The 26,561-nt window shown below is 68.9% G+C and carries 23 protein-coding genes; 14 read left to right on the plus strand and 9 right to left on the minus strand.

Translation table 11 applies throughout. The annotated features are described in order from the left end of the window. Positions 1-142 precede the first annotated feature (142 nt). A complete protein-coding gene (gene zwf / locus WMF14_RS37950; RefSeq protein ID WP_272104196.1) occupies positions 143-1,537 on the plus strand; it encodes a glucose-6-phosphate dehydrogenase in 1,395 nt (464 codons plus the stop codon). Then, positions 1,534-2,349, plus strand: a complete 816-nt coding sequence (locus tag WMF14_RS37955) for an HAD hydrolase family protein (RefSeq protein WP_437794378.1) — start codon at positions 1,534-1,536, stop codon at positions 2,347-2,349. Before zwf ends, WMF14_RS37955 begins: the two co-directional genes overlap by 4 nt. Positions 2,350-2,389: 40 nt before the next feature. Here the strand turns inward: WMF14_RS37955 and WMF14_RS37960 are convergent, their stop codons facing one another. Further along, complete coding sequence (locus WMF14_RS37960; protein ID WP_437794380.1) at positions 2,390-2,989, minus strand: HdeD family acid-resistance protein; 600 nt, start codon at positions 2,987-2,989, stop codon at positions 2,390-2,392. A 351-nt stretch (positions 2,990-3,340) separates the two neighbouring features. Then, entirely contained in the window at positions 3,341-3,730 is a 390-nt protein-coding gene (locus WMF14_RS37965) for a hypothetical protein (RefSeq protein ID WP_272104191.1), read from the minus strand. Between the two features lie 217 nt (positions 3,731-3,947). Here WMF14_RS37965 and WMF14_RS37970 point away from each other — a divergent pair, with 217 nt between their 5' ends. Further along, complete coding sequence (locus tag WMF14_RS37970; RefSeq protein WP_437794383.1) at positions 3,948-5,612, plus strand: right-handed parallel beta-helix repeat-containing protein; 1,665 nt, start codon at positions 3,948-3,950, stop codon at positions 5,610-5,612. Positions 5,613-6,021: 409 nt separating this feature from the next. Here the strand turns inward: WMF14_RS37970 and WMF14_RS37975 are convergent, their stop codons facing one another. Continuing rightward, positions 6,022-6,294 (minus strand): hypothetical protein, encoded by a 273-nt coding sequence (locus tag WMF14_RS37975; RefSeq protein WP_437794386.1) that lies wholly within the window; start codon positions 6,292-6,294, stop codon positions 6,022-6,024. Between WMF14_RS37975 and WMF14_RS37980 the strand changes: the two genes are divergently transcribed. Next, positions 6,293-7,384 carry a right-handed parallel beta-helix repeat-containing protein gene (locus WMF14_RS37980; RefSeq protein WP_437794388.1) on the plus strand — a complete coding sequence of 364 codons (1,092 nt, stop codon included), beginning with the start codon at positions 6,293-6,295 and terminating at the stop codon, positions 7,382-7,384. The genes WMF14_RS37975 and WMF14_RS37980 overlap by 2 nt on opposite strands. A 49-nt stretch (positions 7,385-7,433) precedes the next feature. On the opposite strand, the gene WMF14_RS37985 is transcribed toward WMF14_RS37980, so the two are convergent. After that, positions 7,434-7,835 carry a hypothetical protein gene (locus tag WMF14_RS37985; protein ID WP_437794391.1) on the minus strand — a complete coding sequence of 134 codons (402 nt, stop codon included), beginning with the start codon at positions 7,833-7,835 and terminating at the stop codon, positions 7,434-7,436. Positions 7,836-7,919: 84 nt separating this feature from the next. On the opposite strand from WMF14_RS37985, the gene WMF14_RS37990 reads away from it, so the two are divergent. Both WMF14_RS37990 and WMF14_RS37995 read left to right on the plus strand, forming a co-directional pair. Further along, positions 7,920-9,269, plus strand: a complete 1,350-nt coding sequence (locus WMF14_RS37990; protein WP_437794394.1) for a PAS domain-containing protein — start codon at positions 7,920-7,922, stop codon at positions 9,267-9,269. Between the two features lie 201 nt (positions 9,270-9,470). Beyond that, positions 9,471-10,544, plus strand: coding sequence for a cyclase family protein (locus WMF14_RS37995; protein ID WP_437794396.1), 1,074 nt, complete (start codon positions 9,471-9,473; stop codon positions 10,542-10,544). A 117-nt stretch (positions 10,545-10,661) separates the two neighbouring features. On the opposite strand, the gene WMF14_RS38000 is transcribed toward WMF14_RS37995, so the two are convergent. Beyond that, a complete protein-coding gene (locus tag WMF14_RS38000; RefSeq protein WP_437794399.1) occupies positions 10,662-11,141 on the minus strand; it encodes an N-acetyltransferase family protein in 480 nt (159 codons plus the stop codon). 622 nt (positions 11,142-11,763) lie between these two features. Here WMF14_RS38000 and WMF14_RS38005 point away from each other — a divergent pair. From WMF14_RS38005 to WMF14_RS38015, 3 genes are all read left to right on the plus strand, one after another. Further along, positions 11,764-12,171 (plus strand): hypothetical protein, encoded by a 408-nt coding sequence (locus WMF14_RS38005; RefSeq protein WP_437794401.1) that lies wholly within the window; start codon positions 11,764-11,766, stop codon positions 12,169-12,171. Between the two features lie 752 nt (positions 12,172-12,923). Continuing rightward, the gene (locus WMF14_RS38010) at positions 12,924-14,249 is read left to right on the plus strand and encodes a glycosyltransferase (protein ID WP_437794404.1); all 1,326 of its coding nucleotides are present in this window, start codon (positions 12,924-12,926) and stop codon (positions 14,247-14,249) included. 133 nt (positions 14,250-14,382) lie between these two features. Beyond that, positions 14,383-15,444, plus strand: coding sequence for a polysaccharide deacetylase family protein (locus tag WMF14_RS38015; RefSeq protein WP_437794407.1), 1,062 nt, complete (start codon positions 14,383-14,385; stop codon positions 15,442-15,444). A 125-nt stretch (positions 15,445-15,569) separates the two neighbouring features. Here WMF14_RS38015 and WMF14_RS38020 read toward each other — a convergent pair whose 3' ends face one another. Next, complete coding sequence (locus tag WMF14_RS38020; RefSeq protein WP_437794410.1) at positions 15,570-16,445, minus strand: helix-turn-helix domain-containing protein; 876 nt, start codon at positions 16,443-16,445, stop codon at positions 15,570-15,572. A gap of 394 nt (positions 16,446-16,839) precedes the next feature. On the opposite strand from WMF14_RS38020, the gene WMF14_RS38025 reads away from it, so the two are divergent. Further along, a complete protein-coding gene (locus tag WMF14_RS38025; protein ID WP_437794413.1) occupies positions 16,840-17,748 on the plus strand; it encodes an SGNH/GDSL hydrolase family protein in 909 nt (302 codons plus the stop codon). Between the two features lie 164 nt (positions 17,749-17,912). Beyond that, positions 17,913-19,250: an adenylate/guanylate cyclase domain-containing protein gene (locus WMF14_RS38030; RefSeq protein WP_437794416.1), complete on the plus strand. Its 1,338-nt coding sequence runs from the start codon at positions 17,913-17,915 to the stop codon at positions 19,248-19,250. A 238-nt stretch (positions 19,251-19,488) separates the two neighbouring features. On the opposite strand, the gene WMF14_RS38035 is transcribed toward WMF14_RS38030, so the two are convergent. Further along, complete coding sequence (locus tag WMF14_RS38035) at positions 19,489-21,081, minus strand: FAD-dependent monooxygenase (RefSeq protein ID WP_437794418.1); 1,593 nt, start codon at positions 21,079-21,081, stop codon at positions 19,489-19,491. A 205-nt stretch (positions 21,082-21,286) separates the two neighbouring features. On the opposite strand from WMF14_RS38035, the gene WMF14_RS38040 reads away from it, so the two are divergent. From WMF14_RS38040 to WMF14_RS38050, 3 genes are all read left to right on the plus strand, one after another. Continuing rightward, complete coding sequence (locus WMF14_RS38040; protein WP_437794421.1) at positions 21,287-21,955, plus strand: TetR/AcrR family transcriptional regulator; 669 nt, start codon at positions 21,287-21,289, stop codon at positions 21,953-21,955. Between the two features lie 57 nt (positions 21,956-22,012). Next, positions 22,013-22,834, plus strand: a complete 822-nt coding sequence (locus tag WMF14_RS38045) for an alpha/beta fold hydrolase (RefSeq protein WP_437794424.1) — start codon at positions 22,013-22,015, stop codon at positions 22,832-22,834. A 104-nt stretch (positions 22,835-22,938) separates the two neighbouring features. Next, a complete protein-coding gene (locus WMF14_RS38050) occupies positions 22,939-23,430 on the plus strand; it encodes a hypothetical protein (RefSeq protein ID WP_437794426.1) in 492 nt (163 codons plus the stop codon). Positions 23,431-23,616: 186 nt separating this feature from the next. Here WMF14_RS38050 and WMF14_RS38055 read toward each other — a convergent pair whose 3' ends face one another. Together WMF14_RS38055 and WMF14_RS38060 are read right to left on the minus strand one after the other, a co-directional pair. Continuing rightward, the gene (locus WMF14_RS38055; RefSeq protein ID WP_373372342.1) at positions 23,617-24,957 is read right to left on the minus strand and encodes a cytochrome B6; all 1,341 of its coding nucleotides are present in this window, start codon (positions 24,955-24,957) and stop codon (positions 23,617-23,619) included. A gap of 602 nt (positions 24,958-25,559) precedes the next feature. Then, positions 25,560-26,261, minus strand: a complete 702-nt coding sequence (locus tag WMF14_RS38060; protein WP_437794429.1) for a thermonuclease family protein — start codon at positions 26,259-26,261, stop codon at positions 25,560-25,562. Positions 26,262-26,561: the final 300 nt, after the last annotated feature.

Raw genomic sequence — 26,561 nt, forward strand, 5'->3', positions numbered from 1 at the left:
ACACGCGATGCCGGAGCGGGACCGGGGCCTCCAGGGCCATGACGAGAGGAGCCAAGCTCATGCGCGCTGGATGGATGGATGGTGAAGGCGAGGAGAGCTCGGGCACGCGGCGCGTGAGGTCCGGCGCCGCCAAGCAGGCGGCATGAAGGCCGCCGACGCGCTCGTGCTCTTCGGAGCGACAGGCGACCTGGCCTTCAAGAAGATCTTCCCGGCGCTGGCCGGGCTGATCCGCCGCCACAAGCTGGACGTGCCCATCATCGGCGTGGCCAAGAGCCCGTGGAGCATCGAGCAGCTCTACGCCCGCGTCCGCGAGAGCCTCGAGCGGGCGGGCGTGTTCGAGGCCGGCGTCCATCGCGAGCTGTGCGCGCGGCTCTCGTACGTGAGCGGGGATTACGCCGATCCGGCGACGTTCCACCGCCTCCGCGAGCGGCTCGGCACCGCCCAGCGGCCGCTCCACTACATGGCCGTGCCGCCCGCCCTGTTCGAAGAGGTCGTCAAGGCGCTCGACCGCTCCGGGTGCGTGCGGCGAGGGCGGCTCGTCGTCGAGAAGCCGTTCGGCCAGGATCTGGAGTCCGCTCGCGCGCTCTACCGCACGCTCGCGAGCGTCTTTCCGGAAGAGGAGATCTACCGGATCGACCACTTCCTCGGCAAAGAGCCGGTCCAGAACATCGTTTACTTTCGCTTCGCGAACGCGCTGCTCGAGCCGGTCTGGAACTCCCACCATGTCGAGAGCGTCCAGATCACCATGGCCGAGAGGTTCGGCATCGAGGGCCGCGGCCGGTTCTACGACGCGACCGGGTGCATCCGCGACGTCCTGCAAAACCATCTCCTGCAGGTGCTCGCGTGCCTCGCCATGGATCCACCCCCGTCCGGCGACGCCGACGCCGTGCGTGCGGAGCGCGTCCGGCTGCTGCGGGCCATCACGCCGCTCGATCCGGCGCACGTCGTCCGCGGTCAATACAACGGGTACCGCGGCGAGCCGGGCGTCGCGCCGGGGTCGCAGGTCGAGACGTTCTGCGCCGCGCGGCTCCGCATCCACACATGGCGCTGGGCGGGCGTGCCGTTCTGCATCCGCGCTGGCAAGCGCCTCGCCGTCACGGCGACCGAGGTGCTCGTCCTGCTGCGGCGGCCTCCGCACGCCGTGTTCGAGGACGTCGGGCGCGGGGCTCCAGACTACGTGCGCATCCGGCTCGCTCCGGCGCCGGAGCTCGCCGTCGGCGTGCGGATCAAGGCGCCCGGCGAGCTGATGGCCGGACAGGCGACCGAGCTGCTCGTGACAAGCGACCTGTCCGAGGCGCTGGCGCCCTACGAGCGGCTCCTCGGCGATGCGCTCGCAGGCGATCCGACCCTGTTCGCGAGCCAGGCCGAAGTGGAGGCGCAATGGGCCGTTGTCGATCCGGTCCTGGACCAGGCGACTCCGCTCTCGCCCTATGAGCCGGGCAGCTGGGGCCCAGCCGAGGCCGACCGCCTCGTCGCCGACCTCGGCGGGTGGCGTACACCGACCGTGGCCACCCCGCTGGCGAGGAGAGCCGCATGACCGGGATTCGCGTGCTGCTCGCCGACGTGGACGGCGCGCTCCTCACGCCCGAGGGCGCGCTCACCCCCAGGGCGGAGCAGGCGGTGAGTCGGCTCCGCGACGCCGGCGTCGACCTCGCGCTGATGAGCAGGCGCTCGCCGCGCGGCCTGCGCGGCCTGCTCGGACGGCTGGGGATCGCGACGCCGGTCGCCGCGTTCGGCGGCGCCATGCTGGTGCGGCCGGATCTCTCCCTGATCGAGCAGCACCCGATGGACAACGGCGCGGCCGCGGTCGTCATCGCGACCCTGGAGCGACACGGCGCCGCGGTCTGGGTCTACCAGGGTGACGACTGGCTGGTGCGCCGCGCCGACGCGCCGCACGTCGCGCGCGAGCAGGCGGTCGTGCAGTGTGTCCCCAGGGTCGTCGAGCGCTGGGAAGGCGTCGTGGACAGCGCGGTCAAGATCGTCGGCGTCAGCGACGACGCCGAGGTGCTGGAGCGCGGCGAGTCGGACCTCCGGGGGGCCTGCGCGTTCTTCTCGGCGTCACGCCCCGTGCCTCATTGCATCGAGGTGATGCACCCGCGGGCCAACTCCGGAGAGGTCGCGAGGGCCCTCTCGGCGCGCCTCGGCGTCCCCGGCGCAGCCATGGCCACGATCGGCGAGCTGCCCGACCATGTGCTCATGTTCCGGGAGAGCGGGCTCAGCATCGCCATGGGGCAGGCGCGCGCCGTCGTGCAGCGACAAGCCGACTTCATCACGCTGTCGAACGCCGACGAGGGCTTCGCGCACGCCGTCGAGACCTGGCTGCTCGCCACGAGCGGTGGTGGCCAGTGAGGGACGAGCGTCAGGCGCGGTCTCCGGCACGGGGCGCCTGTCACATGCTGGCCACCGGCCGCTGTCGCGCGCTGGACCCGATCAGCAGCATCGACATGCCGCTGACGAGGATGTTGACGCCGACGAGCAGCCCGATCGCCCACGCCGCGGTGCTCGGCCAGCGCCACCAGATCAGGACCCCGAGCGCCAGCGCGAGCAGCCCGTCGAACAGGAGCCAACCCCAGCTGGGCATCTCGCGGTGCTGGAGAGCGCGGACGATCTTGAGGAAGCCTTCCGCGAAGAAGAACGCCGCGAGGATCAAGGTCAGCGTGACCGTGCCCGTCACCGGGAAGGCCACGATCAGGACGCCCGCGGCGAGCTGGATCAGGGCGCCCGCGAGCGACCAGGCGGAGTTGGCCCATCGCCGGTGCTGGACGGCGTGGACGCCCTGAAAGAGGCCGCTCGCCACGAGCACGCCCCCGATGGCGACCGCCGTGACCAGCGAGGCGATCACGGGCATGAGGATCGCGAGAGCGCCAAGCACCAGAAGGGCAATGCCGAGCCCGATGAACGAGCCGCGGTTCTCCCGCAAGGTATGGGGCTCGACCAGTTGCAACCCGAAGCTCGTCGTGTGAACAGGGTCCTCCCAGCGATCAGCCATGTGTGTACCCTCCTCTTCCCGGAGCTGGAGTTTCGCCGTAATCGTGAACCGTGAATGGAAGCCCAGCGCCTCACCGGCGCGCCTGCCCGCCGCAGCGAGCGCCACGCGCTCCGCCGAGAGCGCATGAGCCGGGGGGGCACGGCAGGGGTCGGACCACGGCGAACAAGGTGCCGTCCCCGAGCGGTGTCAAGTGACCCCAGAGCGGCCGGTCTCGCGCTCCCGTGATCGGGTTGCTCACCCCCCGCGCGCCCAGGCGATGGCGGACGGCCCTCTCCGCGGCGTGGTTCTACCAAGAATCGGCGCGGCCGGGCCGCTCGGCCGGCGAGCCAACGCAGGAGCGCCCGCCCGCGCTCACTCGTACCACGTCGGCACGATCTCCCGCACCTCGGGCAGCGCGGCGATACGACAGACCTGGTCCCATGCCGCGTCCTCGAGCGCGCCATGGCGCGCGGTGCACTCGGCGTCTCCCGTGGGGAAGAAGTACAGGGTCTCTTTCGACACATCGCACCTGGCGCGCCCGCCCGACGAGCCGGCCCGGATCGTGGGCGCGATGCCCCGCACGCGCGCTAGGAGCGCCGCGTCGCCCGACGGCAGGCAGAACTCCAGGGATCCATCGTTCACGCACCCCGTGTCCCTGGTGAACGCGAGCTTCTGGGTCGGGCACGACGGCGCAGGGGGCGGAGGCCCCTCGACGACCCCGTCCCCCGGCATGGACGGCGGCGCGGAGGTACAGCTCGCCAAGCACGCTATCAGCCAACGAGAGATCGCGAATCGTCGCATGGATCCACTCCCCATGTGCGCGAGCGGCGCACCTGCAGCCGATATCGCACAGACGTTGGTTCTGTCAACCCGGAGGTCCTGCAGTTTGGGCTTGACGTCTCCAGGACGTTTGGGTGTGCTTTCCCACGGTTTCGGCGGGCTTCAACCTCGACGACCTCGGGCTGGTGCAAGGATGAACGTGCGGCTCCTCCTCTCGCTGTCTGCGCTGGGCGCTCCGCTGCTTTTTGCGACGAGCGGCTGGGCAAAGGACTACTACGTGGCCCCGGCGCCCGCCGGCAACGACGCGAACGCCGGCAGCGAAGACGCGCCGTTCGCGTCGATGGCCAAAGCGCAGAGCGTGGCCATGGCCGGCGACGTCTTCTACTTCAAGGGCGGCACGTACGCGTACAGGGAGGGCACCACCACCTGCTCGAGCGGGACGGCGACCATCAGCGGTGTGGTGCTGAACAAGAGCGGGAGCGCCGGCAATCCCATCAGGTACTGGGCCGCGCCCGGCGAGAAGCCCGTCTTCGATTTCGACGGCATCAGGGATTCCTGCCGTATCAAGGGCATCCTCGTGTCCGGCAATTACATTCACCTCAAGGGGCTCGAGATCAAAGGCGTTCGCCAGAACAACAACCTGAACCACGAGTCCTGGGGAGTGTGGAACCAGGGGAGCAACAACATCTTCGAGGCGCTCGACGTCCACCACATCATGGGCGCCGGCATCTTCATCCAGCGCGGCAGCAACAACCTCGTGCTCAACTGCGACTCGCACGACAACTTCGACGAGCTCACGTCGAACGGCGCGGGCGAGAGCGCGGACGGCTTCGGCTGTCACGTCGGCGCCCGGGAGACGGGCAACGTATTTCGAGGCTGCCGCGCCTGGTGGAACGCGGACGACGGCTACGATTTCATCAACTCCGGCGCAGCCTGCCTCGTCGAGAACTCGTGGGCCTGGTACAACGGCTACAAGCCGGGGACGCAGACCGGCATCGGCAACGGCAACGGCTTCAAGGGCGGCGGCTACGGCGCCGATCCGGCGAAATTTCCGGCCGAGCCCGCGGCGCACACGGTGCAAAACTGCCTCGCCGCCTTCAACAGGGCGGCAGGGTTTTACGCGAACCACCACCCGAGCACGCTCTACTTCTACAACAACACTTCGTACGGCAATCGCCCCGACTTCAACATGCTCGGGATGGATTCGAACGGGAAGGACATCACCGTCGGGGTTTACCGGAACAACCTGGCGTTCGGCGGGACGCTGTTTTCGAACCGCAACGGCGCCGACGACGCGAACAACTCCTGGACGGCGGGGGGTGTCACGGTCTCGAACGCGGACTTCCAAAACCCGTCCGAGATGGGGCTGGAAGCTCCGCGACAGGCCGACGGAAGCTTGCCCGTCCTCACGAATTTCCGCCTCGCGCCAGACAGCGACGCCATCGACAAGGGCGTCGACGTCGGGCTGCCCTACGCAGGCTCCGCTCCGGATCTTGGCTGCTTCGAGGCGGGGCTGGTCGAGACCGCGGGGGCCTCAGGCGCTGGCGGAGCGGGGGGCGCCGGCGCGGGCAGCGGCGGTACCGCGGATACGGGGTCGGGCGGCGCAAGCGCTAGCGAAGGAGCCACGAGCGGAGGAGCGACGAGCGGCGACGCAACCAGCGGCGGCACGACGAGCGTCGGTGGCGGCGGAACCTCGGGCACGGGCGGCGGTGGCACCAGTCCGAGCAGCGCCGACGATTCAGCCGGCTGCGCGTGCAGTATGCCTGGCGGCCACCGGCCGGGCGCAGCGAGCCTCGCGCTCCTCAACCTCGTGCTGTGGACCTTGAGAATGCGCCGGAAGCGCCGAGCCTCAGCCAGCGCATGAGCGCTGCCGCGGCCCGCGTGTCGCAGCCCTTCGCCGCTCTCTTGAATTTCGTACGAAGCGCGTTGGAACAACCATCACGTTGTTCTAGCGAGAAATGAACCGCCAGACGCCATGAGACGCCAAGACGTCATAAAATAAAACAATACCTTGGCGTCTCTTGGCGTCTTATGGCGTCTTGGCGGTTCGAAATTCTGCGCATTTCGGGCAGTTTCAACCCGTTTGTCGCGCTAGACGGCCTGTTGCCGGCGTGGTAATGCTTCCATCGCATGACCCCGAGCTCCAAGCCCCCGCTCCAGATCCGACGCGGCCATCTGTGGCCGCTCCTGTTGGCCCCGAGCGTGTTGTTGGCGATTGCGGCCTGTTCTGACGGCGGCGCGGCTGACACAGACACTCCAGGGAGCGGCGGGGCTCAGACGAGCGCCGGCAGTTCGGGTGCAGGCGGCAACGTCGCGACGGGTGGCACGACGGCGTCCGGCGGAGGCGCCACGGGCTCGGGCGGCGACGGAGCTGGGGGCGCCAGCGGGGGCGCCACCACGGGGACGGGCAGCGACGGAGCTGGGGGCGCCACCACGGGGACGGGCGGCGGATCGGGAAGCGGCGGAGCGCCCACGATCGACCCCGATGCGATCTTCGCGGCTCCGGATGGCTCGGCGGACGCGTCGGGAACGATGAGCGATCCCATGACCTTGGCCGCCGCCCTCCTTCAGGCGGATGCGGGCGACACCATTTACCTGCGCGGGGGCACCTACGCGCTCAAGACGACCCTCAGCCTGACCAAGGACGGCATGAGCGGCGCAACCATCGAGCTGCGCGCCTATCCCCTGGACAGCGAACGCCCCTTGCTCGACTTTTCCGCCATGGCGGAGAGCTCCAGCAATCGCGGGCTCGTCTTGTCCGGCGACTACTGGCACATCTACGGCATCGATGTTCTCCGAGCCGGCGACAACGGCATGTTCGTCAGCGGTTCGCACAACGTGATCGAATACTCCACGTTCGTCGAATGCGCCGACACTGGACTCCAGCTGGGCGGAGGGGCGGCCGACAACCTGGTGCTCAACTGCGACTCGTATTTCAACGCCGATTCCAGCCTGGAGAACGCCGACGGCTTCGCCGCCAAGCTCGACGTCGGCACGGGCAACAAGTTCGTGGGCTGCCGCGCCTGGAACAACCTCGATGACGGCTGGGACGGCTACCTGCGCCCTGCAGACAACGTCACGACGACCTACGACGACTGCTGGGCCATCGACAACGGGAAGCTCAAGAATGGCTCGGTCGGCGCGGGCGACGGCAACGGCTTCAAGTCCGGCGGCAGCGACGGCAAAGATCTGCACCACAACGCCGTCTACACGCGGTGCATCGCCGCGGGGAACGTCAACGACGGCTTCGACCACAACAGCAATCGCGGCAGCGTCACGATCCTGAACAGCGCGGCGCACGCCAATGGCAGCAACATCAACTTCAGCACCTCCAACATCGCGGCCTCGTTGACCATCAGAAACACGATCTCTCTGGGGACGAACGGGTCACTGTCGGCGACGACCACGAACATCACCAACAACAGCTGGCAAGGCGGACTGTCCGCCACGAGCGGCGACTTCGTGAGCGTCGACACGAGCCTGCTCAAGGGCCCCCGCAAGGCCGATGGCAGCTTGCCGGACATCGACTACCTGAAGCTGGTGCCTGGCAGCGATCTCCGCGATGCGGGCATCGACGTAGGCGTGGAGTACAGCGGATCCGCGCCGGATCTCGGCCCCTTCGAGAGCGAAGAGTAGTCCCACCAGCACAGGCGCGTGAGCCAATCTGCTTGGCGCCCTGAATCCATCAAGCCGGCTTCTTGCCGAGCGCGAGCCCGATCCCGACCGCGGCCGCGCCGATCACGAACGGCAGGGCGCCCATCGAGGCGCCGATCGTCACGCACTGATTGGCCTCCTCCGTGCCGACGCGCCGGATCATCTCGCGCTGCGTGGCGTCGATCTCGACGCCGGGATAGCCGAGCGCCTCGTCCACGCGGGCGAGCCCCATGGAGCGGCCGAGCAGCCCGACCGACACGGCGCTGAGCCCCAGCAGCACGGCGACAGCGCCCGGGATCCAGGCCAAGCCGCGCGCCTTCGTCGCCAGCATCGCCGCCCCCACAAGGCCGGTCGCGATGCCGGCCGTCCCGGCCAGGAGGGCGAGCCACGCTGCCCACCCGCAGGCCTTGAACGCTTCCAAGACGCTCTGCATGCTGTCCCACTAGCGCAGCGCCGGCCCGGAGAGAAGCTCAGGGGGCCGTGCGCCCTGCGCGCCAGGGGCGCTGACGGGCAGACATTGGATACACAGGAAAATTGTGACGCACCTCAGCCTGCGGCTGGGATAACATCCCCTGGGACACCGATGGACGCGCAGAAGACCGTGGCGCTCGAGGCGGAGCTGGACGCATTGCAGAAGGAAGTGCAGCGCCTGCGCTCCCGGGTCGCCGAGCTGGAGGGGGCCGACCGCAGCTTCCCGGAGCGCTTGCTCGACGCGCTGCCCAGCCTCGTTTACGTGCTCGATCTCGATGAGGGGCGGTACATCTATCGTAACCGGGAGCTCGCGGACCTCGTCGGAGGGGGCTGCGGAGCGGCCGAAGGCCCGCCCCGCGGTGACGGCCTGTCCCCGACAGTCCATCCGGACGATATCGGTCGCATCGAGGAGTACAGGGCTCGCGTGGCCGCCTCGGAGAGCGGGGAGCAGGCGACGGTGGAGTACCGTGTGCGCGGTCGTGACGGCGGCTGGCGATGGTTCCTCGAGCGAGGCGTCGCGCTCGGCCGCGATCCCGAGGGACCGGGGCGCCGGATGCTGGGATCGGCGCACGATATCACCGCGCACAAGCATACGGAGCAGATGCTCGAGCGGAGTGAGAGCCTGCTCCATGCGTTCCTCGAATACACGCCGTCGATGATGGTCGCGGTGGACGCCGCGGGCCGCCTCCTCCTCGTGAATCGCGAGATCGAGTCCTTTTACAGGATGAGCCGCGAGGAATTGCTCGGGCGGGTCGTCTACGACATTCTCCCGGCGCCGGCGGCCGCCTCGATACGAAAAGCCAATGAAGAGGTGGCGGCCGCCGGACGCCCGGGCGCATCCGAGCACGTGCTCGTCTTCCCGAGCGGTCCGCGCACCTACCTGTCGACCAAGTTCCCCATCCGCGACGCCGAGGGGAAGATCTACGCGGTCGGGACGGTCTCGGTGGACATCAGCCGAACGAAGCAGGCCGAGGCCGAGCGCGCGGAGATGCAGCGTCAGCTCATCGAGATACAGCAGGCGACGATCCAGGAGCTCATCACGCCGCTCCTGCCGCTGGCGCGTGGCGTCGTCGCGATGCCGATCGTCGGGAGCGTCGACCCCGCGCGCGCCGAGCAGATCCTGACGACGTTGCTTGAAGGGATCGCCGACCGGCAGGCCAAGATCGCCATCCTCGACATCACCGGGGTGAAGGTCGTCGACGAGCGGGTGGCGCAATCCTTGGTCGACGCGGCCCGGGCCGCGGGGCTGCTCGGCACCCGGGTCGTGCTCACCGGGATCAAGCCGCAGATCGCGCAGACGCTCACGACGATGGGCGCCGATCTGAGCGGCATCGTGACCACAGGGACCCTGGAGAGCGGCATTGCCTACGCGCTCGGACGCCGGCTCCGCCGGTAACTGAGCGCGCTCCCACCGAGAGGCCGGGTGTACGCGGCTACACACAAGGCCTTCACGGCATTGGCGAATCTCGCGACGACCTCGTGAGAGCAGGTTTCTGGCGCCCCTGACGGTGTACTCTAGTGATGACGTGCGCCCGCGCCCATAACGGAGCGCGGGGCGCTGTCGGTACAACGTGCGATGTGACCCAGGAGGTTGCCTATGAAGCCTGGAGTGATGCCGTTACGTGGCGCGATCGTGGTGACCATGGCCGTCAGCCTGGTCGCGGGGGCGGCGCTGGCCCGCGGCGTGCCGATGCTGCAGAGTTACGATCCGATGCCCGGTCCCTCGCCGTGGGGCCCTGACGACGAGGCGGGCGCCTCCAACACGCAGACGCCGGACAAGGTCCTGGAGGGCAAGCGCCTGATCAAGGAGGGCAAGGTCTACCGCCTGGGTCACGTCTACGAGCCGGGGATGCCGACGTTCCCGGGCAACCAGGGGCTCTCGATGGAGGCCGGGCCGACCGCGGTGATCCAGCAGCAGGTCACGAACTCCGAGGTGATGCACGGGGAGTTCGGCCAGATGGGGACGGAGTTCGACGCGCTGGGCCATTTCGGCTACATCCCGCCCGGGAGCACGGACCCGGCCGACGCGCTCTTCTACAACCAGTTCACTGGCGCCGAGATCCTCACGGAAGACGGGCTCGCGCACCTCGGCGTCGAGCATGTGAAGCCGCTCGTCACGCGCGGCGTGCTCCTCGACGTCAAGCGCTACGCGAACGGCGGGCAGACGCTCGCGTTCGGCCAGGAGATCACGTTGTCCATGGTGATGCAGACGCTGCGCGCGCAGAAAATGGACGCGCGCGACATCGGCGTCGGCGACGTCGTGCTGATCTTCACGGGCTGGGAGGAGAACTGGGAGCTCGGCACCGAGGGGTATTACACGCAGCCGGGCGTGGGGTTGGCCCAGCCGGGGATCGGGCTCGAGGTCGCGAAGTGGCTCTCATCGAAGGGCATCGCCTGCGTCGGGTCGGACAATTTCGGCATCGAGGTCACCCCGCCGAAGCCTCCGGTGGCGCCGGGGGTGGTCTTCCCGGTGCACCATCACCTGCTGGTGAAGAGCGGAATCTTCATGCACGAGGTGATGGTGCTCTCGGAGCTGGCCGCGGATCTGGCCGCGGAGCTCCAGCAGCATCCCCACGGCCACAAGAGCCCCTACGAGTTCTTCTACGTCTACAGCCCGCTGCCCCTCCGGGGCGCGTCCGGCTCACCGGGGATGCCGCTCGCGATCCGGTGAGCGGATCGGCGCGCCGGGGCCGCGCGCGCCCCGGTGTCGCCAGTCTCCTCTGGGCCTCTGTCGTTCGAGCTCTCTCTTCAGGGGGCCAGAAGCGCCCTCAGCCACGCCCCGCAGACGTCAACCGAGGCGCTTTCTCATGCTCAGGCTCGTGATCCGGTAGCCGAGCGACTCATAGAGCCGCCGCGCCCGCGTGTTCTGCGCGAAGACGTGGAGCTCGATATCCCGCGCGCCCAGCCCGCAGGCGGCCTCCTCGGCGAGGACCATGACCCGGCGCCCGAGGCCCCGGCCGCGGGCGTCCTCACGCAGATGAATATCGTAGATGAACGCGCTTCGAAACCCGTCCACGCTGGTGATCCCGATCCAGAGGTGCCCGACCACGGCATTCCCTTCCAGCACCAAATAGAGGTGGTGGTCGGGGGTGCCGAGCCCTTGCGGCAGGAGCGCCTCCACCTGGGAGCGCGCGTTGCGCTGCGCGTCCGGAGGTCGGGCGTCCACGGCGCTCGCGCGCTCGCCCGCGTACGAAGAGATCACGAGCTCGACGAACGCATCGAGCTCGGTGGCATCGAGCGGCCGCAGGGCGACGAGCAGGTCGGTCATCGGTAGATCCTACTTTCGCCTGCCCGGCCGTGCAGCTGGTCGATGAAGGGCAAGGCCCCTTTCAAACCGTGCGTGTAGCTCCTCAACCTCGATCCGCTCGCCGACGACCTCCCCTCGCCGCATGGATCTAGAGGTACCGCAGGTGCTTGCATGCGCGCAATCAACGGCGTGGATAGACGGTTGATATGGCGTCATTCTCGGGGGATGGTCTGTCGCGTGAAGAGTGTTCTGATGGGCTCGGCGAGGGCTTTCGCTTCGTCCGCCTGCCGGCGCATCGCGACCCGACCTTGCATCGCACAGTGTGGGCTCGCGCTCCACGCCGAGGCGGACGCAGGACCCGGTTCCATCCCTCGGCCAGGGGCAGCTTGAGCGGGTATCGTACAGCTGATTCCGCCGGCCGAGCGCATCCCTTGCCGCTCCTGTCCGGGATTTGCCACTGCGCGTCAGAGCGATTCACGCGATTGGGCTCGCCCCGCAGGTTTCCAGGACGTGTCCAAGGCGTCTCTTCCGGCGGCGTCGAGGGAACAACCAGGCCACGCCGGCGAACTCGACAGCTCCACCCGGGGTGCTCGGCCCGCTCGCTCGCTCCGCTGCTCCGGGTCTGATAGAATGGTCGTTGGCCATGCTCGAGCTCCTCCGCAACGCGCACCACACGGTGACGATCGACCCGGTCTTGCAGATCGCGCGGGTCACGCGGAGCCCGCTGCCGTCCGAGTCTGCCGCGCAGTTCGAGGCGCTGTGGACGGAGGTGGGGCGCGCGCTCGACCGGGTCGACCGCCATCGGCTGTGTCTGCTCATCGATCTGCGCGCGGCGGCGGGGCGGAATGATCCCCAGTTCGAGGCGGCGATGCAGCGGATTCGGCCGGTCGTGATGGGCGGCTTCCGGCGCATCGCCATCCTCGTGCGCACGACCGCGGGGGCGCTGCAGATCCAGCGCCATGTCCGCGAGGACGGCATCGATCGGATGATCGGCAGCGACGAAGCCCGGCTGCTCGACTACCTCCGCGAAGCACCGGCGCGCGTCCGTTGATGCGGGTCGCGATCGGCGCAGCCCCCCAGGAGGCGCGCAGCTGCGCCGTCTGCGATCTGCATCGAAGTGTCCTCCGTCCGGCGATATCCATCGCGGTGTCGCATGTTCCGTGAGGAGACGATGATCCGAAGTCACCCGCGGCGCCGCCGCAGGGCGCACCGCTGCCAACCATGCTCCATCCCAGATCGCCCCCCGGCGCGGGCCACGGCACGCCCTCTACAGTGCTCAGGCGAGCCAGACACGGCTCACCTTTCGTGACCAGCCGGCGACGATTTTTGTAACTCATCGAAAACGAACGACTTTGTGGGCCAGCGACCGCGCCGCCCACGCGGGCTCCCGGCGACCTCCTGGGCCGGTGAGGTATCGCACTCGAGGGACGTGGCCAGTCGAAGACAGGGACGGATCACCTCTCCTGGACGCCGCGAGCCATGTCCTTCTCGCGGTTGTACAGCCCCTGTACTTCGGTTTTCTCGTTTGCTGTGGGATGTGCTTGTCAGTTCGCGAATTGGCCGTATAGTAGATTCGAGTCGCGCCCCTGCCGTCCGCAATGCAGTCATGCGGCGTGTTGCAGCGCTCGTGTCGCTCCGCCAGGTCGAGGCTCCATCCGTCCCAGGTTCGCTCCGGCGATGTTTTGGACGGTGTGTTCCGTACCGGAGAAACACGGCGCGACGGGAGGACAGCGGGGCATGCCTGGCGCTCGATGAGCGGCCGAGTCGAAAGATTGACAGTCTACTCGATGGGGGGAGCGGGGTATGGAGGTACGGACCTATCGCGGTATCGAGGCTCGTGTTCTCAAGGATCCACGGACCTCGCGGCGGCTCGCCATCGCGCACGTGGTGAGCAGCTTCCAGACCGGCGGCGCCGAGCAGGTGGTCGTCGATCTCGCCGCGTCCCAGCGCGCCGCGGGCCATGACGTGCTGGCGGTCGCGATCGCGGAGGATCCAGACGGCCCGCGCGCGGAGCAGCTCCGGCGGCGCGGGGTCGAGGTGCGCCTCGTGCCGAAATGCCCGGGGTTCGACGCGACGCTCACCGCCCGCCTCGCCGCGCTGTTCGCGACGAAGGGCGTCATGCTCGTCCACGCGCACAACCACCTTTCGCTCATCTACGCGGCGCCCGCCGGATGGCTGCACCGGGTCCCGGTCATCCACACGAAGCACGGCGTGTCCCAGGACATGCATGGACGGCGCTGGCTGCGCCGCGCCGCGTCTGCGTTCGTCGATGCCCATGTCGCGGTGTCGCAGCCGACCGCCGCGGTCGTCCTCGGCCGGCGCGAGGTCGACCCGCCGAAGCTGCATGTCGTGGTGAACGGCGTCGATCTATCGCGGTTCGCGCCGGATCCTGCGGCCAGGGCGCGGGTGCGGGCCGAGCTCGCGATTCCGCGAGACGCCTGGGTCGTCGGGAGCGTGGGGCGCCTCTCTCCCGTGAAGAACCACGCGTTGCTCGTGCGCGCCGCCGCGACGTCGCTGCCCCGGAACGGACGGGTGCTCCTCGTCGGCGAGGGCGCCGAGCGCGGGCGGCTCGACGCCCTCGCGCGCGAGCTCGGGGTGTCCGAGCGCGTGCTGTTCGCAGGGGAGCGCCACGACGTGCCGGCGCTCCTCGCCGCGCTCGACGTGTTCGCGCTGCCGTCCCTGTCGGAGGGCCTGCCGCTCGCGCTCCTCGAGGCGATGGCCGCTGGGCTTCCGGCCGTTGCGACCGACGTGGGCGGCGTATCGACCGTGCTCGTCCACGGGGAGACGGGCTACCTCGTGCCGTCCGACGAGGTAGCGCCGCTCGCTGCAAGGCTCTCGGAGCTCCACGCCAATCCGGCCCGCGCCGCGCAGATGGGCCGGTGCGGCCGGATGCTCGCGCTCCGGCGCCACTCCGCCATCCGGATGGCCGAGCGCTACATGGATCTGTACGCGCTGCTTCTCCTGCGGCGCTCGCAGCGTGTCGCCGCTGTCCGCCCGAGCGCCGTGCTCGCCCGGATCTGGGGCGCGAACCAGGCGCCGCGCGCGACCACCGCCGCCCCGCGCCGCGACGACAGGCGAGCTCTCGACGAGCACCCGACGTCGCGCTCGCCGGCGCCGCCCGCGAGCTGATCAGGCGGCGGAGCGCCGCCGTCACCGGACGCTGCTGTCAAACGCTCTCGAGGGGGGATGACTCATGTCGAACGCAATGCGATGGCTCTCCGATCTCCTCGCCGCGCCGTGGGCGACGAGACCATTCACACCGATGATGCACGGACATTCGACCATCATCGTGATGCATCGGCTCGCGGACCCGGATCGCGGGATCGAGGGCCTCGATCCGCGGGCCCTCCGGCGCGCGCTGCAGTTCCTGAGGCGCGAGCGGTATCCGATCGTGTCGCTCGAGCGGGTGTTCCGGAGCCTCGCGGGCGAGGAGCCGCCCATCGACCGGGGCGTCGCCTTCACGATGGATGACGGCACGATCGACCAGGCGACGGTCGCCGCGCCGATCTTCGCGGAGTTCGATTGCCCGGCCACCATCTTCGTGGTGAGCGGCTATCTGGACGGCGATCTGTGGTGCTGGTGGCACCGCGTGGAGCACGTGTTCGAGACGACGCGGCGCCGCGAGCTCAGCGTGACGATGGACGGCCTCCGCCACGTCATCCGCCTGGACGACGGCGTCCCGCGGGCGCTGCTCGCGCGGCGCTTCATGGAGCGGTGCAAGCGCGTACCCGAGACCGAGAAGCTCCGCGCCATCGAGCGGCTCGCCGCCGCGGCCGAGGTCGATCTCCCGGCGCGCCCTCCCGCGCGTTACGCGCCCATGTCGTGGGATGACGTCCGCGCGTGCGAGGCGCGCGGCATCACGTTCGGTCCGCACACCGTCACCCATCCGGTGCTCTCCAGGACGAGCGACGCGCAATCGAAGCACGAGATCCACGTGTCCTGGACGCGCCTGCGCGCCGAGGCCAGGCGCCCGGTCCCCGTCTTCTGTTATCCGAACGGGCACGTGGGGACGGACTTCGGTCCTCGCGAGTGCGCGACGCTTCGCCGGCTCGGCTTCCTGGGAGCCGTGACCAACTGGCCTGGCGACTATGCGACCGTCGACGGATTCCGTAGCTCCGCGGACGCGCCGTTCTCGGTGCCCCGGATCGACTTCGGCGCGGATCACCGGAGCTTCATCCGCTCGGTGTCGGGCGTCCTGCGGACCAAGCACGTGCTGCAGCGGCAGCTCGCCCTGCGAGGCGCGGCGGCGCCGGTCGATCCGGGCCCGACGCTCGATGGATCTCAGGACGAAGCCCAGCGCCCGTCGGCCTCGCCGGTCGAGTGATCGTGGAGCTCGCGCGCGGCCGCTCATGCGGTCGCGGACGGCGCAGCCCCGCCGGCGTGCGCCGGGGCGCCACGCGCTGCTCGCCGCGAGCGGATCGCGTGCGCCCGAGGAGCCCGGCCGGGCGCTCACTTCTTACGATACGCGCCGGGCGTCGTTCCCGTGCGGCGCTTGAACGCCGTCGTGAGGTGCCCCTGATTGGAGAAGCCGCACTCCAGGGCGATCTCCGCGATGGACAGCCGCTCGTCCTGGAGCATGGTCATCGCCTTCTCGATGCGGCGTGAAATGACGTACTGGTGCGGAGTCTGGTGAAAGGCGTTCTTGAACAAGCGCGAGAAATGGTCCGGCGAGTAGCCCACCAGCCCCGCCAGGTCGACGAGCCCGAAGTTCGAGGAGAGCTCGCTATCCACGAATTTTTCGATCTGGGTGCGCTGGCTCCTCGAGAGGCTCGCGTTGCGCAGCGAGATCTCCGTCCCTGATCCCGCGCCGTACCGCGCGGATAGGTAGGAGGCCAGCGCCAGGCAGAGCGACTGCACGTAGACGGCCCCGAAGTACTCCTGGCCCTCGGCCTGCGCCTGCAGGCGATGAACCAGGTCGACGACATGGGCGTCCACCAGACCGAACCGCGGCTCCCGCTCCGGAACCAGCACGCCGGACGGAGACGCACAGAGCGCCAACATGGATGCTTCGGGGAAGTTCACCGACGTGCACACGGAGGGGCGCCCCCGCCACTCGACGCTGTACAGCCTGGTCCGCCGCGGCAAGAGGTCCATCATTCCCGAGAGCCGCTCGAAGGAGTGCTCCCGGACCTCGCCCGAGGTCGGCTCCGCGAAGCGAATGTCGACCCGCGAGGGGCCTCCCGTCCAGACCAGGATCGCATCGCTCTGTGCCGAGAGTCCCTCGAGCCGGCCGCTCTCGGGCACGTGCCCGATCCGGAGGGGCAGCCCCACCCAGTCCGATCCGGTGAGAGCCGCGCCGTACTTCGCTGAAAACTCCGCGGTCATGCGTGGGGTCGCCCAGGAGCATCGTCGGCGTCGAGCAAGACGGGGGTCAAGCCCCTCGTGCGCTGGGCATGTGAGCGTACACACACCGCTACTCGCTGGCGCTGGGCGGATCGGGTCCCGCGCGTCGGGATCCTGAAAACGTTCGCCGGGAATTTGAACGACGTCTCTGCGAGCGCTCCGTACCCTTCCCTTCACTTCCTCGCAGAGGCTGCGCGGGTGGTGTGGCACTGCGCCGAACCCTCGCTCCTTCTGATTACAACACAATTTTCTTCGGTCGCTGACCGGGAGCTCTGCTCACATGTCTACCTCGACCTCTACGCTGCTCGTCCGCCGTGGCGCATTCGGCACGGTTGCTCGCGGGATTCCGCTCGTGGGCCTTCTCTTGGTCGGCTCTATGGCCTGCTCCAGCGCTTCTGATGGATCGTCGGATGACTCGACTGGCTCCGGAGGAGATGCTTCTTCTTCCTCCGGCGGCACCCAGACGACGACGAGCGCGGGTGAGGGCTCGGGCGTCTCCTCGACCACGAGCGGAGCTGGCAGCACGACGACGGCGGCGACCAGCGGCTCGGGCGGTGGGGATTCATCCAGCAGCTCGAGCAGCGCCGGAGGGGCCGGGGGCGCGAGCAGCAGCAGCGCTGCGGAGACCTCGAGCGGCAGCGGGGGCTCGCCCGAAACAGGGTTCCAGCCCTGCCCTGCGACGGGCCCTTGCAAGATCCTGCCCCTCGGGGACTCAATCACCTTCGGTCTCGGCTTCGACGGCGGGTACCGGGTCGAGCTCTTCCACCTTGCCACGCAAGACGGCCACGATGTCACGTTCACGGGCACGCAGCAGATGAACGGCCCCGCGATGGTCGATGGCAAGCCGTTCCCCCGCAATCACGAGGGCATCAGCGGAGAGACCATCCAGCAGATCGCCAACCGAGTGCCGACCCCGGCGCTCCGCGACGTGCCGCACATCGTGCTGCTCCACGCCGGCACCAATGACATGTATCAAAGCCCGAACGGCGCCGACACCCGCCTGGGCGCCCTCATCGACGAGCTGATCGCCGGCGCGCCCGACGCGCTGATCGTCGTGAGCAACATCATTCCTTTCCCGAGCGGCGCAAACGCGGTCAGCACGTACAACGCCAAGGTCCCCGGGGTGGTCCAGGAGCGCGCCAACAAGGGCGCGCACGTCATCTTCGTCGATCAGTTCAAGGATTTCCCCACGTCCGAGCTCGGCGACGGGGTCCATCCCAACAAGGCCGGCTACGCCCGGATGGCGGGCGTCTGGTACGACGCGATCTCCGACTACCTGAGGTGAGCCGGGCGCCGGCCCGATCGAGCGACCGCCGCCCCGCTCGGAGCACGGCGGCGCGATTGCCCGACATCATGAGCATTTCCTCCCCGCGCGCGGAGCACGGCGCAGCAGCGGCCGATTGACGACCACGCTTGCGTGCGCCGGCGCGCGATGTGTACGCTCGTCCGGTGCGCGCCTCGGTCGGTGAGATGCAGGAGCACGGCGGGGCCGGCCACCTCGGCGCGTCTGTGCGCGTGTTCTTTCGCGAATTCCTGACGGACACGGGCGCGCAGCGCGCTGCGCGCCAGCGGATCCGGACCGCCGCTGGCGTGAGGCTCCTCGTCGCTGCACCCATCCTGGTGCCGTCGGGGCTGGCGTTATCGACATTTGCGGAGCGCGCGCCTCACCCGGCGCACGCGCGCTTCATCGTGGCCGCCTGGTTCGCCATGCTGGCGGTCTTCATCGTCGCGAACGGGGCCTTGTTGGCGGTCACGCGGGACTCGGGGCGGGACGCCTCGTTCATCGCTCGCGCGCTGACGTATGCCACGCTGACCGCCGAGCTCGCGTCGAACCAGCTCGTCATGCATGCCACCGGAACGCTGGTGTCGCCGGCGGCCCTGTACATCGTCATGTTCGTCGCGCTGTACCGGATCTTCCTCGGCTTTCGGTTCGGCCTCTTCACTGCGGTCCTCGGCTCCTGTCTGTACTGTGGCGTGGGCACCCTCGAGCTCACCGGCGTGATCCCGTCGCCACCATCGTTCAGCCCGCCTTTTCCACACCTCTTCTATGCTGAGCCCGCGGCCGCGGCGGCCGTGATGGCCGACATGTCCGCCGGGATCTTCCTGGTTTTCTTCGCGTCGAACTACGCAGTGAACCAGACCGCCAAGCTCCATCGCTACCTCACGGAGTCCGTCCTCCGACGCTACCTGCCGCCGTCGCTCGTCGAGCGCGCCGCGCACGGAGAGCTGCGGATGGACGCCGAGCCCGAACGGCGGGTGGTGACCGTGATGTTCACCGACCTCGTGGGGTTCACATCGCTGTCGGAGCGGCTCGGCGCCGAGGCCGTCGGGCGGCTGCTCAACCAGTACCTGTCGACGGCGGCTGACGTGGCGCACGCGCACGGCGCCACGGTCGACAAGTTCGTCGGGGATGCCGTCATGATCGTGTTCGGAGCCCCCGATCCCCTCGACCCGGCCGAGCAGGCGCGCCGCTGCGTCGCGCTCGCGCGCGACCTTCAAAGCACGCTGCCGAGCCTGGGCGATGGTGTTCGCCTCGTCGCCCGCGCTGGCATCAACACGGGTGACGCCGTCGTGGGCAATTTCGGATCGCTGGCGCGCTCGGACTACACAGTCATCGGGCCTGCTGTGAACATCGCCGCGCGGCTCGAGACGGCGAGTGAGCCTGGCCGTATCCTCATTGGCGAGAGCACGGCGAAGCTGCTGGACGGCGCCGTACCGCTGGAAGCCGCTGGCGAGCTCCGGCTGAAGGGCGTGGCCGCGCCGGTGCGAGCCTTCTACGTCAAGTGACGGGTTCACCGTCTAGAACAACGATCGCGTTGTTCTAGTGAGAAATGAACCGCCAAGACACCATAAGACGCCAAGACGCCCCCAAAAAAATAATATCTTGGCGTCTCATGGCGTCTTGGTGGTTCGAAATTCTGCGCATTTCGGGCGGCTTCAACCCGTTTGTCGCTCTAGGTGCCTGGTGCTCCGGGCCAATCGATCGTGACCATCCTCGTCGGTCGACCCCGCTGGCGACGAACACCTACTTGAGGGCGGCGAGCTTGCCGGTGCGGCGCGCGGCGGACGACACCCGCCCGAGGGCATCGGCGAGCGCGCCGCGCGGATCCTCCGGCAGGTCGAGCGAGCGCCACGCGACGTAGCCGTCCGGGCGGACCAGCGACGCTCCCCCGGCCCCGAGGCCAAACGCCCTGCAGAACGCTCCTTCATCGGATGGCAGCACATCCGCGCCGATGCGGACGCATTCGAGCTCGATGCCCAGCTGCTCGCCGACCTGCGTTGCGGCGGCGCACCACCGCGCGTCCTCGGTGAGCAGCACCCAGCGTCGCTGGAGCAGATCGAGCGTCGAAAGCCGCTCGCCGCCCCTCACCACCCACGCGTGCGGCGCGCGCGTGCCGGGCTGACCCGCCCATTGCTCGGGCCGCAACGCCGGCGGGAGCCCGTCGCCGGCGCCGAGCACCGCCGTCGATCGGTACAGCTGTCCGAGCTCCATGGCGTCGTCGTCGATGATCGGCACGCCTCCGGCCGTCCCGCCCGCGTGCGCCTTGTAGTCATCCCGGGCGAAGATCTGATCGTGCCGTAGCCACGCGATCGGGCGCCGCTCGGTGTCATACGTGTCGAGCAGCTCCGGCGTCGACGCGCCGGAGAGGACCGCAGAGAGCTTCCACGCGAGGTTGTGGGCGTCCTCGATGCCCGTGTTCGCGCCATAACCACCCCGGTTGGGCGGCAGCGTGTGCGCGGCATCCCCGGCGAGGAACACCCTGCCGGACGTGAATCGATCCGCGACGAGGGCGCTGATCTCCCAGCGCCCGGTGGTGACGATCTCGACTTCCAGGTCCGTCCTGCCGATCGCCCTGCATATCAGCGCTCTCAACGTCGCCGCGTCGCGCTCCTCGTCATCCCAGAAGATCAGCACCCAGCGGCCATCGCCGTACGTGGTGAGGAACGCGCTGAAGCCCGGCTGCTCGATCGCGAACTGCGTGACCCCCGTCCGAAGGTACTCCTCGAGCGGAGCCCGGAAGAGGACGCTGCGCGCCGTCCTGATGTGCCCTCGCCCGGCGCGGCCGATCCCGAGCGCCTCGCGGATCGCGCTGCGGTGGCCGTCCGCCGCCACCAGGTAGGAAGCGCGCAGCGCGACCTCTCGCCCGTCGCGCCCGCGCAGCCAGGCGGTCACGCCGCCCGGGTCCTGCTCGAAGCGGGTGAGCTCGGTCTCGAGCCTCACGTCGGCGCCCAGCTCGACCGCCCTGTCTCGAAGCCTCGGCTCGAGGCGATCCTGGGAGATCGCGGCGCCAGCGCACGGCGAACGCTCGATCGCGGGCGCCGCCTGCTCCCCGGGCGTCCACGGGACCTCCTCGAACCACTTCCCCGCGAGGCTCTCGACCCGAGCCCGGCGCAGCCGGAAGCCGGGCGGCACCTGCGGGATGTGCGGTCCAAGCCCGACCGCGCGATAGAGCTCCAGCGTCCTCGGCGTGTAGCCGATCGCGCGTGGATGCGGCGAGCTGCCAGCGTGCCGCTCGACCAGCACCGTGCGCACCCCTCGCCAGGCCAGGAACACAGCGGCCGACAGGCCGACCAGGCTGCCCCCGACCACGAGCACCGACGTCGATTCTACGTGCATGAAAACCGTCCTTTGATACAGTGTATTACTACGATACAGTGTATCGATCCGGATTTGTTGTCAACCGGGCGCCGATGCGGACAAGACGAGACGAGCGATGACCGCACGGCAGAAGAAACCGCACGCGACCGACGCCTCCCTCATCTGGGAACGCCCGGAGCCGGCGCTCCGTCCCGCTCCCGGGCCGCTGAGCAGAGACCGGATCGTGCGCGCCGCTATCGCGCTCGCCGACGCGGAAGGCCTCGCCGCGGTGTCCCTGCGCAGGATCGGGGCCTCGCTCGACGCCGGCCCGATGCGCCTCTACGGCTACCTGGACACCAAGGAGGAGCTGCTCGAGCTCATGGTGGACGCGGTGTACGGGGAGATGGCGTCCGCGGGGCCTATCCCCGGCGACTGGCGCGAGGCCCTCCGGACGATCGCCCACCGCACCCGTCGGGCCGCCAGGGAGCACGGGTGGTTCATCGATCTGCTGGGCGGCCGCCCCCATCTGGGCCCGAACGCCCTCGCGCACCTCGAGGCCTCGCTCGCCGCGCTGAGCGGCGCTCCGGGCTTCGAGGACATCGACGCCGTCATGATGGCGGTCGGGACCGTCAACGCCTATGTGATGGGCGCCATCCGCGCCGAGGCCAACGAGCTGCGCGCCGAGCTCGCGAGCGGCATGGATCAGACCGAATGGCAGCGGGCGTCGGAGGCGTACATCCGCCGGATGATCGCCACCGGCCGCTTCCCGACGCTCGCCAAGGTGGTCGAGGACGCCACCCACCCGCCCGCCGACGCCGCGTTCGACAGGGGTCTCGACTGCGTGCTCGACGGCATCGCGTCACGCCTCTCCTGCGGAGCGGCGGCGGGAAGAGGTCTCCGCGAGCGGCGGTAAGCCGCGGCCTTCCCCCCGATTCCCACCACCACGATCCAACCGGACAAGGAACGAACGATGGCGACGATCACCACCCGCGATGGCACGAAGATCTTCTACAAGGACTGGGGCAAAGGTCAGCCCATCCTGTTCTCGCACGGCTGGCCCCTCAGCGCGGACGCTTGGGATGTCCAGATGGCCTATTTCGGCCAGCAGGGTTATCGCGTCATCGCCCATGACCGGCGCAGCCATGGTCGCTCGGACCAGACCTGGGACGGCAACCACATGGACCAGTACGCCGACGACCTGGCAGAGCTGATCGAGGCGCTCGATCTTCGCGACCTCGTGCTCGTCGGCCACTCGACGGGCGGAGGCGAGATCACCCACTACGTCGGCCGCCACGGCACGAGTCGCGTCGCCAAGGTCGTCCTGGTCGGCGCCGTCCCGCCGCTGATGCTGAAGACCGCGGGTAACCCCGAGGGCACGCCGATCGACGCGTTCGACGGCATCCGCAAGGGTACGTTCGAGAATCGCTCGCAGTTCTTCAAGGACCTGACGATACCCTTCTACGGCTACAACCGCCAAGGGGCGCAGATCTCCGAGGGGCTGCGCGAGGCCTTCTGGCTGCAGGGCATGATGGGCGGTATCAAGGGCCAGCTCGACTGCATCCACGAGTTCTCCGAGGTCGACTACACCGAGGACCTGAAGAAGATCGACGTGCCGACGCTCATCGTCCACGGCGACGACGACCAGATCGTGCCGATCCAGGCTGCTGCGCTGAAGGCGGCCAAGCTCGTGCCGAACGCGACGCTGAGGATCTTTCCGGGAGCTGACCACGGCCTGGCCCAGACGCGTGCGGGAGAGTTCAACGCCGAGCTGCTGGCCTTCCTCAAGCGCTGAAGCGCAGGCGCAAACGACGGCGCTGTCGCTCCTCTCCCGGCATAACGTGCCGTTCGAGGGAGTTGAGTCTCCTTGACGTGCACAGCCTGCCCCATAAGTTCATCGTGACGGGACGGAAGATGCTGCTCCCACCGGTCGGCAGATTTCAGGGTTCCTCGTCGGGAGGGATGACCATGGCAGGGTTGTACATCGTGGATCTGGTCGCGGTCAGGGGGCAGGACCCGCAGCCGCCGGCTCCCTGGGAGAGGCTCGATGTCGACCTGAACCGGGGAGCGAAGGGCGACTATATCTGGCTGTACTCTCTGAGGGGAGACATCCGCTACGCCATCACGTCGCTTTATGTGTCCATCGGCACAAATCCCCCGCCTGCGGGATATTACAAGATCCCGCTGGATCTGAACGCCGGCGCGGGTGGAGATTACGTCTATCTATCTTATTCGAGGGCTCCCAACCTCGGAGCCCCCATCACGAACGTGGGTGTCATCGCCGCTCGGGAGAATGTGGCCTCTCTCATCCCGCCCGGATGGCAGCTCCTTCAGGGGGATCTGAACTCCGGAGCAGGCGGGGATTACATTTACATAGTCTTCCAGCGCTGACGCCAACGCCCTGCGGGCGCTGCGCCGCGCGATTTCCGCCCCCCTCTGCACCATGCCGAGCAGAGCGGCGGTCACCCGCACAGGAGACGGGCCCAGATCGGCGTTTTCGGCGCGCAAGCGCACTTCAGTGCGCTGAGCACCGAAAACGTCGAGGTGGACCCGTATCCGAAGCGGGTGACCCCCGCTCTAAAGTACTCGGAGGAACGCCGTGAGGTCGGCCTTCTCCTGCGCTGTCAGCTTCGTGCCGAGCACGAGGTTGAAGAACTCCACGGTGTCCTCCAGCGTGAGCAGGCGCCCGTCGTGCAGGTAAGGAGGGCTGTCCTTGATGCCGCGCAGCGGGAACGTCTTGATGGGGCCGTCCGCGGTCGCCATCCGTCCGTTGATGAGCACGGGCTTGAAGAAGCGCTCCGCCCGCAGGTTGTGCATCAGGTTGTCCGTGTAGTACGGCGCGACATGGCACGTCGCGCACTGGCCCTTGCCGTTGAAGACGGCCTCTCCGCGGAGCTCCTCCGGCGTGGCCTTCGCGGGGTCGAGGCGCCCGTTCAACGCGAGCTTCGGCGCCGGGGGGAAGTCGAGGATCTCCTGGAACTCGGACATCGCGTGCACCTGGTGGCCTCGGTCCAGGATGTTGATGCCCTTCTTCACGGCGATGACGATGTCGCCGTCGAAGTACGCCGCGCGCTGCTCGAACTCGGTGAAGTCCTCGACGGTCTTGAGCGCGCGCTGCGAGCCGAAGAGGCGCTGGATGTTCACGCCGCGCAGCGTGGGGGTGTCGACGCGGTGACGGAACTCCTGCGGCCTGATGTCGCCCACGAGGTGGGTCGCGTTGTTCGTGTGCCCGTTCGCGTGGCAATCGAAGCAGGCGACGCCGAGGCTCGCCTTCTCCGAGCGCCGGTCCGAGGTCGCGTTGAACTGCATCTGCGGGAACGGCGTGACGAGCAGGCGGAGCCCCTCGAGCTGCTTCGGGTTCAGGATGCCGTTGAAGAGCTCGTAGAAGTTGTCGATGGTGACGAGCTGCCCCTTGGAGACGTCGCCGAGATCAGGCCGCGTCGTGAGGTAGATCGGCGCCGGGAACTCGGAGATGAGGTGATCCGGAAGATCGAAGTCGAGATCGAAGCGCGTGAGATCGCGCCCGGTCTGGCGCTTCAGCTCGTCGATCTGGAGCTTCGGGAAGACCATCCCGCCTTCCGGCTGGTTCGGGTGGGGCAGCGGCAGGAAGCCCTGCGGCCAGAGCCCCTGGTCCCGGATGGCGTCGGGCGTGAGCGCCGCCAGCGACTCCCACGTCGTCCCCTTCTCGAGCTTCACCCGGACGCCGCCCTGGACGGGCTTGCCGCGCGACATGGTGACCCCCGGCGCAGGGCGGTTGGCGAGGTCGTACCGCGCTTCGAGCAGCGTCTGGTGGCGCTTCATCACCGCGGGCTTGTCGGCCTTCATCCGGGCGACCAGCTCGGCGAAAGGCTCCTTGTCGACGACCGGCAGGTAGCTCGTGCGCGGCGTGGCGGGGCCGGGCGGCGGATTCGCGTTCATGGGCGCCCTCGGGCCCGTCGGCGCGACCGCCTCGGGCGTCCCCGGCGGCGCGTCGCGCGTGCTGACGGGCTCCAGAGGTCCCGCCCCCGGCGTCGAGGCGCAGTGCACGAGGCCGAGGGAGAGGGCCGCAGTGCACGCGACCATGCACGTGACATCCATTCTCTTCACAGGCATAAGAGAGGCTCCTTCACGAGGGGTACGTCGTCAGAAATGGCCGGCCGAGCGCCCCGCCTCTCGGCGCGCGGAGCTCCCGCCCGGTGCACACGAATGGCGGCTCGCCGGGCACACTGCCGAGGCGCCATGAGCAGTTCCGCCCGCAGGCGACTCCTGTGCCAGGGGCGCGCCCGCCGTGCGCTCCGTTCCTGATCAGGCGCGGAGCGGGGCAAATTGCGCGGCAGATCGTGCCTCCTCGCTCGGATCGGCAAACGAGCACGCCTCGCGCCATCGCGGGTCGCCCTGCCCACGGACCTCACGAGCGCGCTCCGTCCAGCCGAGGAGCGGGGGTGGCGCGAGGCAAACTGCCACGATGCGTGGCATCATGGCCCACTCCGCGTGCGCGACCGGGGCGCCGCGGCGGGCGCGCGCCCCCCACGGCGGTCGGTTCAGCCGTCCCGTCCGCGCCGCTCCGGCGTGACGCGGAAGAACGGCGCCTTGACGTCCTTCGCGTTGAAGAAGAATACCCGATCCCAGACGGGGACCCGCTCCCGCTCCGCCAGATCGTACACCTCGCCTCGGGACAGGCTGCCGACGAGCTTCGCGCTCGAATGGCCTCGCATCCTCCACCGGAACTCGTACGGGAGCAGGACGCTGGGGTCGCTGAACATGCCGCGGCGCTCGGCGAAGCTCCGCCGCGCGGCCTCGGAGAGCTCCCGGGCATGACGGAGGTTCGGGGCGACGATGTAGGTCGTCGCCAGGCCCTCCTCGAGCATCTGCCGATTGATGAGCCGACCTCGCGAAAGGACGTATCCGAGCACGCGGCCGTAGGCGTCGAACGGCTGTTCGTCCGTCTGGATCTCGACCTCGGCGCCGTCAGGGAGCAGCTCGGAGAGCCGCTCTGCGGCCACCTCGGCCCAGTGACCTTGCGAGGCGCCGAGGAAGTGCGTCTCCGGCGTATCGATCGAGAGCATCCGGACAGGATGGGTCACGCCGCGCTCGTCGCGCACGCGGAGCGTGTCGCCGTCGACCGTCCTCACCACCTCGGCGACGAAGCTGTCGCCCGGCAGCTCCCGGCGCAGCCCCCGCCTCCGGGAGACAAGAGACACGTAGTCGATGAACCTCCGGAACTCCGGAAGCAATCCTGCCATCGCCCCCTCCTATGATGGATAGCCCCACAGAAACCGCCGTCCGCGCATCGCGCGGACTTTCGCCCTGCCCAGGCGGCCTGTTCCATGAAGATATAGAGAGGGCCCTGGCCCTAGGAAAGCGCTCGCCGCGCCTGACCCGCGGGACCTGAGGTGGCCTGAAGCGCCGGTCGGATGGAGAGGGAGATTGGAACGCCAAGGCGCAAAGGCGCCAGAAGACAAGAGAGAACTATTTTCGTCCTTCGCTCCCTGGCGCGCTGGCGTCCCAATCTTCTTCTGGCGCCTTCACGAGCTTTTTTCTCT

It is taken from the genome of Sorangium sp. So ce693, assembly GCF_051521375.1.
Taxonomy (GTDB): domain Bacteria; phylum Myxococcota_A; class Polyangia; order Polyangiales; family Polyangiaceae; genus Sorangium; species Sorangium atrum.